The sequence below is a fragment of the Neoroseomonas rubea genome (assembly GCF_016106015.1).
GTDB classification, from domain to species: domain Bacteria; phylum Pseudomonadota; class Alphaproteobacteria; order Acetobacterales; family Acetobacteraceae; genus Neoroseomonas; species Neoroseomonas rubea.
Genome location: NZ_JACADQ010000272.1, coordinates 1 through 5805, shown reverse-complemented (window position 1 = coordinate 5805; position 5805 = coordinate 1). Strand labels below are relative to the sequence as shown.

The window sequence follows — 5805 nt, the reverse complement described above, 5'->3', positions numbered from 1 at the left end:
CCCCTCTTCCGTTCTCTGCCCACCGCCCTCGCCCTGCTGCCGGGGCCGCTGCTCGACCTCGCGGAACCCGCCCTGCGCATGGTCGCCGGCGCGCCGGCGCCGCGGAGCGGGTTGCTCCTGGTCGGCGCGGCGGAAGGCGGGGCGCGCTACTGGCCCATCCTGGTCGCCCTGCTGCTCGCCGCCGCCACCGCGCTGATCCTGTGGCAGGTGCGCCGCCGCGCGCCCCCCGGCATCGTGCGCGGCCCGGCCTGGGATTGCGGCTTCATCGCGCCCCCGTCCCACCTGCCCTTCGGCGACCCGGCGACGCAGCCTTCGGCCGCCGGCTTCGGCCAGCCGCTGCGGCGGATGCTGGGGACGAGCCTGCTTGCCGCACGCGAGCAGGTGACGATGCCGCCCCCCGGCGACCCGCGCGCAGCGCGGATCGAGGCCGGCTTCCACGACCCGGCGCTGGCCGCGCTGGAAGGCCCCCTGCCCCGCTGGCGCGATGCCGCGGCGGCGCAGGCCGAACGCCTGCGCGATCTGTCCATCCGCCAATGCCTCGGCCTGTCCTTCGGCGCGGTCGTGCTGATGCTCGCCCTGCTCGCCTGGATGGAGGCGCGCTGAGATGGCGATCCTCTGGGGGGGCCTCGCGCAGGTCGTCCATATCGCGATGCTGCTGGCCGCCGCGCCGCTGCTGACCGGCCTGGTGCGCTGGCTGAAGGCGCGGATGATGGGCCGGCGCGGACCGCATCCGCTGCAGCCGATGCGGGATTTGCTGAAGCTGTTGCGCAAGCGGCCGGTGCTGGCGGACAACGCCTCCGCCGTCTCCCGCGCCGCGCCCTATCTCGCGGCCGGCGCGGCGCTCGCGGCAGCCGCGCTCGTGCCCTCCTTCGCGCGCGGCATGGCCTTCGCCCCGCTCGCGGACCTGATCCTGGTCGCGGGGCTGCTCGCGCTCGGGCGCGTGGCGATGGCGCTTGCCGGGATGGATGTCGGCACGCCCTTCGGCGGGCTCGGCGCGGCGCGGGAGATGTCGTTCGCCGCGCTCGCCGAACCCGCGCTGATCGTCGCCGCGCTGACGCTCGCCATCCTCGCCGGCACGACGAACCTCGATGCGATCGGCGCGGCCTTCCGCGACGGCGGGCTCGGGCTGCGCGTCTCGCTCGGCCTCGCGCTCGTCGCCCTGCTCGCCGTCGCGGTGGCCGAGAATGCGCGCATCCCGGTGGACAATCCCGCCACGCATCTGGAACTGACCATGGTGCATGAGGCGATGATCCTCGAAGCCTCCGGCCGGCACCTCGCGCTGTGGGAATTCGCCGCGATGCTGCGGCTGCTGCTGTGGCTGATGCTGCTGGCCGCCATCTTCCTGCCCTTCGGCCAGGCGGCCGCGGGGTCCGCGCCGCATCACTGGCCGCTCGGGCTGCTGGCCTTCGCGGCCAAGATCGGCGGGCTGGCCCTGGCGCTTGCCGCCTTCGAGAGCGCGATCGCCAAGATGCGCGTCTTCCGCGTGCCGGAATTCCTCGGCGCGGCGCTGCTGCTCGGGCTGCTCGGCGCGGTGCTGCTGTTCGTGTCGACGAGGCTGACATGAGCTTCGGCCAGCTGCCCTACGACGTCGCGCACCTGCTCGCCGGCGCGGTGCTGCTGATGTCCTTCGTGCTGCTGTACCAGCGGCGCATCGGCGCGGTGATCAGCGCCTTCGCGACGCAGGGTACGCTGCTGGCACTCGCCGCCGCCTGGCAGGGGCACATCCAGGGCGCGCCGGGGCTGTATGTGACCGCGCTGCTCGCCTTCGTCGCCAAGGGCGTGCTCATCCCGATCGCACTGCATGCCATCGTCCGGCGGCTCGACCTGCATCGCACGGTGGAAACCGCACTCGGCATCGGGCCGTCGCTGGTCGCCGGCGTGGCCCTCGTCGCGCTATCCATCCTGGTTGTCCTGCCGGCGACCGAGGGCGCGCGGGCCCTCGCACGGGAAGACCTCGCCATCGCGCTGTCGGTCGTGCTGCTGGGCATGCTGATGATGATCACGCGGCGCAACGCGCTGAGCCAGGTGATCGGGCTGCTGAGCCTGGAGAACGGGCTGATCCTCGCCGCGATCGGCGTGGCCGGCATGCCGCTGGTGGTGGAACTCTCCACCGCCGCGCTGGTGCTGATGGTCGCGGTCGTCGCCGGCGTCTTCGCCTTCCAGATCCGCGAACGCTTCGACACGCTGGACACCGGCAGCCTCGAGGAACATCGCGGGGAGGGGCGCTGATGCCCCTGCAATGGCTCATCGTCTTCCTGCCCTGGCTGGGTGCGGCGGCGCTCGCCGCGGTGCCGGACCTCCGGCGCGCGACCTTCGCGAATATCGGCGTCAGCGCGTTGTCCTTCCTGCTCGCCATCGCGCTGGTCGCGATGCCGTTCGAGCAGCATGGCTGGACGCGCACGGATGCGCTGAACCTGCCCTTCATCCTGGTCGCGGCCTTCGTCGGGCTGACCACCGCGGTCTTCTCCGCCGCGACGCTGGAAGCGGAAGGCTTCGACCATTGGCGCGTGCGCGCCTACCACGCCGCCTTCCAGACCTTCATGGGCGCGCAGTTCCTCGCCCTGCTCGCCGACAATCTCGGCGTGATGTGGGTGGCGGTGGAAATCGCCACCCTCGCCACCGTCTCCATGGTCGCGGTCCACCGCACGCCGGCAGCCTTCGAGGCGGCGTGGAAGTTCTTCATCCTGTGCGGCGTCGGCATCGCGCTCGCGCTGTTCGGGACCATCGTGCTGTACCTCGCCGCCCAGCCGCTGCTGAACGAGGAGACGGGGCTGTCCTGGGCGGCACTCATGGCCGTCGCGGCGCGCTGCGACCCGGGCACGCTGAACCTGGCCTTCGCCTTCCTGCTGCTGGGCTACGGCACCAAGGCGGGGCTCGTGCCGCTGCATTCCTGGCTGCCGGACGCGCATGCCGAGGGTCCGGTGCCGATTTCCGCCGTGCTGTCGGGCCTGCTGCTGAACGCGGCCATGCTCGCCGTGCTGCGCGCCAAGGCGATCGTCGGATCCCACCCGGATGCCGTCGCACCCGGCCCCTTCCTGCTCGCGCTCGGCCTCGCCTCCGTCCTGCTCGCCGCGCTCTCGCTCTGGCGGCGGCGGGATGCGCGGCGCTTCTTCGGCTGGTCGAGCATCGAGCACATGGGAATCGCCGCCTTCGCCTTCGGCCTGGGCGGCGCTGCGGCGAACCTTGCCGGGCTGATCCATCTGCTCGGCCATTCCCTCGTGAAGTCCGCGGTGTTCTTCGGCGTGGGGCGCGCGGCGCAGGCCAAGGGCAGCCAGAAGATCGCCGATATAGGCGGGCTGGTCGCGACGCATCCGGCGCTGGGATGGGGGCTCGCGCTGGCCATCGCGGGCATTGCGGGGCTGCCGCCCTTCCTGCTGTTCGCCTCCGAGATCCGGCTGCTGACCGCCGCCGCGGGGCAGGCGCCGTGGCTCGCGCTCGCGCTGGCACTCGGCATGGTCGCGGCCTTCGCCGCGCTGATCACCGTGCTGCAGGCGCTGTGCTTCGGGCCGCCCACGCCGGATGCCGCGAGGGCGTTGGATGGGTGGCGCGAAGCGGCGGCGGCGGCGCCGCTGTGGCTGCACCTTGCGGTGGCGGCGATCCTTGCGCTCGCCATGCCGGCGGGGCTGGCGGCGATGCTGGCGGACGCGGCGAGGGTCGTCGGATGAGCCTGAAAACAAGTGCGGGGGAGGGGAACCTCCCCCGGGCCCCCTCCCTTCTTTTTCCGTTGGGAACTGACGTCGGCTGTCAGTCTCCAAGAAACAAAGAAGGTTGGGGGGCCCGGGGGGAAGTTCCCTTCCCCCCGGACTTTTCGAAATGAGCGCCCTCGACCTCCTCCGCGCGACGCCCACGCTCACTCCCGAGCAATGGTCCGCCCTGCCCGCCGCCTTGGCCGCGGACCCGACGACGGCACTCCTCGCGCTTTGGGCCGAGCCCGGCATCATCCACGCCGCCTTCGCGGGGCCGGACGGCGTGCCCGTGCTCGCGCGCGCCCCCGCGCCGGAAGGCCGCTACGCCGCGCTTTCCCCCGCCCGCCCCGGCGCCATCCGCTTCGAGCGCATGGTGCGCGACCTCTGGGGCCTGACCGCCGAGGGCGCGCTCGACCTGCGCCCCTGGCTCGACCATGGCCGCTGGCCGATCGCGGCGCCGCTGTCGGCGCAGCCCCGCGCCACGCCGGGCATCGAGGCGCCGCAGCCCGAATTCCTGCCGGTCGAAGGCGAGGGCGTGCACCAGATCCCCGTCGGCCCGATCCATGCCGGAGTGATCGAGCCAGGCCATTTCCGCTTCCACATCCAGGGCGAAGCGGTGGTGCGGCTGGAGCAGCGGCTCGGCTACAAGCACAAGGGCATCATCGCGCTGATGCTCGGCAAGTCGCCGCGCGCGGCCGCCGCCTTCGCCGCGCGGCTGTCGGGGGATTCCACCGTCGCACATGGCTGGGCCTTCGCGGCGGCGGCAGAGGCTGCGCTCGGCGTGACGGTGCCGCCGCGCGCGCTCGCGCTGCGGGCGCTGATGGCCGAACTCGAGCGCATCCACAACCACCTCAATGACTGGGGCTTCGTCTGCAACGACGCCGCCTTCGCCTTCCCGCATGCGCGCTGCGGCTTCCTGCGCGAAGGCGTGCTGCGCGGCTGCGCCCTGGCCTTCGGCCATCGCCTGATGATGGACCGCGTGCTGCCCGGCGGCGTGGCACCCGACATCGCGCCGGAAGGGCCGGCGGCGATCCTCGCCGCGCTCGATGCGGTGGAGCGGGAGATGCCCTCGCTGGTCGCCATCTACGACAGCCATGCGAGCCTGCAGGACCGCGTCGTCGGCACCGGCTTCCTCGACCCTGCCCTCGCCGAGCGCTTCGCCGCCGGCGGCTTCGTGGGCCGCGGGTCCGGCCGGCGCGTCGATGCGCGCCTCGCGCCGGGCTACGCGCCCTATGACGTGCTCGCCCCCGCGGTGGTGGTGGAGGCGGGCGGGGACGTGGATGCGCGGGTGCGTGTGCGCGTGGCCGAACTCGGCATCTCGATCGGGCTGGTGCGGCGGCTGCTGGCGGACCTTCCGGGCGGCGAGACGCTGGTCGCCCTGCCCGACCGCGCCGGCGAAGGCGTCGGGCTCGTCGAGGGCTTCCGCGGCGACTGCCTCACCTGGCTCAGGCTGGATGATGGCGGGCTCATCCGCGCCGTCTTCCCGCGCGACCCGTCCTGGCTGCAATGGCCGCTGCTGGAAGCGGCGATCGAGGGCAACATCGTCGCCGACTTCCCGCTGTGCAACAAATCCTTCAACTGCTCCTACAGCGGGGTGGACCTGTGACGCCGGCCTTCGAGCACGCGATTCCTGTGCTGCGCATCTTCGACCTGCCGAAGGCGCGGGAATTCTACGAAGGCTTCCTCGGCTTCGCCTGGGACTGGGAGCATCGGTTCGAGCCGGACCTGCCGGCCTTCGTGCAGGTCTCGCGCGGGGACCTGGTGCTTTTCCTCAGCGAGCATCATGGCGACGGCACGCCGGGGGCGAAGCTCATCCTGCGCATGACCGGGATCGCGGCCTTCCGCGGCGCGCTGATCGCGCAGGCGTATCGCCACGCGCGGCCCGCGATCGAGGACCGCCCCTGGGGCTGGCGCGACATGGAGGTCGCCGATCCCTTCGGCAACAGGCTCGTCTTCTCGGAACGGATGGAGGCCTGCGACTGATGCTCTGGCCGCGCCTCGCCCGTGCCCTGGTCGGGCGCCCGCTGACCGATGCCGCCCCTGCGGTGCCGCAGCCGACCGTCGCCGCGCTGGCCGAGATCGGAAGAGCGCACGCCCGAACTCCAGCCACACTTGGATC

5 protein-coding genes and 1 pseudogene are annotated in these 5805 nt (G+C 72.7%); all 6 read left to right on the top strand.

The window, feature by feature from the left end; genetic code table 11:
• Positions 1-603, top strand: a pseudogene (locus HW577_RS19300) (hypothetical protein); the annotation flags it as partial.
• Position 604: 1 nt separating this feature from the next.
• Entirely contained in the window at positions 605-1564 is a 960-nt protein-coding gene (locus tag HW577_RS19295; protein WP_198377757.1) for a respiratory chain complex I subunit 1 family protein, read from the top strand.
• A complete protein-coding gene (locus tag HW577_RS19290) occupies positions 1561-2229 on the top strand; it encodes a hydrogenase-4 component E (protein ID WP_198377756.1) in 669 nt (222 codons plus the stop codon). The genes HW577_RS19295 and HW577_RS19290 overlap by 4 nt, the downstream gene beginning before the upstream one ends.
• On the top strand, positions 2229-3665 hold the full coding sequence (locus tag HW577_RS19285; protein ID WP_198377755.1) for a hydrogenase 4 subunit F: 1437 nt from the start codon (positions 2229-2231) through the stop codon (positions 3663-3665). The genes HW577_RS19290 and HW577_RS19285 overlap by 1 nt, the downstream gene beginning before the upstream one ends.
• Before the next feature lie 148 nt (positions 3666-3813).
• Positions 3814-5292: a hydrogenase large subunit gene (locus HW577_RS19280; protein ID WP_198377754.1), complete on the top strand. Its 1479-nt coding sequence runs from the start codon at positions 3814-3816 to the stop codon at positions 5290-5292.
• Entirely contained in the window at positions 5289-5669 is a 381-nt protein-coding gene (locus HW577_RS19275; protein ID WP_332837765.1) for a glyoxalase superfamily protein, read from the top strand. Before HW577_RS19280 ends, HW577_RS19275 begins: the two co-directional genes overlap by 4 nt.
• The last annotated feature ends 136 nt before the right edge of the window (positions 5670-5805 follow it).